At 47.4% G+C, this 2,096-nt stretch carries 3 protein-coding genes; 1 reads left to right on the top strand and 2 read right to left on the bottom strand.

The window, feature by feature from the left end; translation table 11 throughout:
* The coding region (locus tag ACTHUM_RS12135; protein WP_440402974.1) for a TrkH family potassium uptake protein at positions 1–686 on the top strand (686 nt) is incomplete at its 5' end.
* A gap of 54 nt (positions 687–740) precedes the next feature.
* On the opposite strand, the gene galU is transcribed toward ACTHUM_RS12135, so the two are convergent.
* Together galU and ACTHUM_RS12125 are read right to left on the bottom strand one after the other, a co-directional pair.
* A complete protein-coding gene (gene galU, locus ACTHUM_RS12130) occupies positions 741–1,604 on the bottom strand; it encodes a UTP--glucose-1-phosphate uridylyltransferase GalU (RefSeq protein ID WP_070461600.1) in 864 nt (287 codons plus the stop codon).
* A 127-nt stretch (positions 1,605–1,731) separates the two neighbouring features.
* The coding region (locus ACTHUM_RS12125) for a BRCT domain-containing protein (RefSeq protein WP_440402973.1) at positions 1,732–2,096 on the bottom strand (365 nt) is incomplete at its 5' end.

The following is a 2,096-nucleotide window of genomic DNA, read 5'->3' as shown; positions in this document are numbered from 1 at the left end:
CTGCGCTGGGCAACCGCTCCTTGCAGGTGTATTGGAAAGATGAAGAATGCCGCACCATGCTGCTGGTTTTGTCGGGCAGTATTTTGATTTCGGCATTGTATTTATGGCAGCAGGACGTTTATCAAAGCCTTGGCGAAGCTTTGCGCTTTGTCAGCTTCAACTTTGTGTCCATCGGATTGGCAAGCGGTTTCTCCAATGCAGACTTTGCCCAATGGCCGTTGATTGTGTCGCTGTGGATGTTTTTCCTGTCGAACGTATTGGCAAGTTCAGGCTCTATGGGGGGCGGTATTAAAAACGTGCGTGCGTTGGTGTTATTCAAATTCAGCTTGCGCGAAATGTTGATTTTGCTGCACCCGCGTGCGGTTCGTACGGTAAAGGTCAACAACCGTTCCATTCCGGATCGCATGGCGCTGACCGTCATGTCGTTCATCTTTATTTACTTTATGACGGTCATCGTATTCAGCTTTTTACTGATGGCGGCAGGCTTGGACTTTTTATCCGCCTTTACGGCAGTCATTGCCTGTATTACCAATGCAGGGCCGGGTTTGGGGGCAGTCGGTCCGTCACATAATTATGCTGTGCTGAGCGATGTGCAGAAATGGCTGTGTACGGCGGTGATGTTGTTGGGACGTTTGGAGATTTTTACCGTTCTGATTTTGCTAACTCCGGCATATTGGAAGAAATAAGTGTGAGAAAAAGGCCGTCTGAAATTTCAGACGGCCTTTTTATAATGGCTGGGCTTAAGCGTATTGTTTGAGCAATTCTTTGAATTGTTCGCCAGTTTCAGGGTGTTTCAAACCATAAGCCACGGTTGCTTCAAGGTAACCCAATTTGCTGCCGCAGTCGTAGCGTTTGCCATCAAACGCATGAGCCAACACAAACTCATGGTCGAGCAGGCGGGCGATACCGTCTGTCAGTTGGATTTCGTTACCGGCGCCGCTGGGCAGGTTGGTCAACAAGTCAAAAATACGCGGAGTCAGGATGTAGCGGCCGACAACTGCGAGGTTGGAAGGCGCTTCTTCCGGTTTGGGTTTTTCAACTATGTTGGTGATACGTTGATAGCTTTTTAGCTTTTCAACTTCAACGATACCGTAAGAGCCTGTTTGGGAAGGGTCGACGGTTTCAACGCCCAAAATGCTGTTACCGCTTTGGTTGTACACATCAACCATCTGTTTCAATGCACCTTTAGGCGCATCAATCAAATCGTCTGCCAAAATAACGGCAAAAGGTTCATTACCAACGGCAGCCTGCGCGCACAATACGGCATGACCCAAACCCAATGCTTCAGTTTGACGGATGTACATGCAGGTAATGTTGGGAGGCAGGATATCGCGAACGTGCTCCAACAGCTTGTCTTTTTGACGCAATTCCAATTCGGTTTCCAACTCGTATGCTTTGTCGAAGTGGTCTTCGATACTGCGTTTGTTACGGCCGGTGATGAACACCATTTCAGTACAGCCGACTTCAACCGCTTCTTCAACTGCATATTGAATCAGAGGTTTGTCTACGATAGGCAGCATTTCTTTGGGGCTGGCTTTGGTCGCAGGCAAGAAACGGGTGCCCATACCGGCAACGGGGAAGACGCATTTTTTAATGGGTTTCATATTATTATCCTATTTTAACTGTGGGTTTATACCCCAAAAAGTGTAAAGATGTAGTCGTATGTAATGATAATACCACATGATAAAGTATCAGACGGTCTGAAAAGGAGGATTGGTCATAGATACTGTCTTATCCTAGCAACGTCAGTAATTCTTCTTCGCTCAATACGACCACGCCCAACGTTTGGGCTTTTTCCAATTTACTGCCTGCGGCTTCTCCGGCGACAACGTAGTCGGTTTTTTTGGATACGCTACCAGAAACTTTACCGCCGGCAGCCTCAATCATGGCTTGGGCTTGGTCGCGTTTGAGCGTGGGTAAAGTTCCTGTTAATACAAAGGTTTTTCCTGCTATGGTCTCATTGATGCCGTCTGAAATCGTTTCATCTTGAAGCTCAGGCAGCTTTTGATCAAAGAAAGTTTTCATATTTTCAAGCAGGGCTGCGTTTTGCAGTTTACTGCGCCATGTTTGCCAATCGGCAGGCAACGCTTTGTCAG

The organism is Neisseria sp. P0021.S006, assembly GCF_051956895.1.
This window is presented reverse-complemented; position numbering and strand designations above follow the sequence as displayed.

Coding starts and splice junctions, on each gene's coding strand:
- galU (WP_070461600.1), bottom strand. CDS start 1,604: ATGAAACCCATTAAAAAATGCGTCTTCCCCGTTGCCGGTATGGGCACC.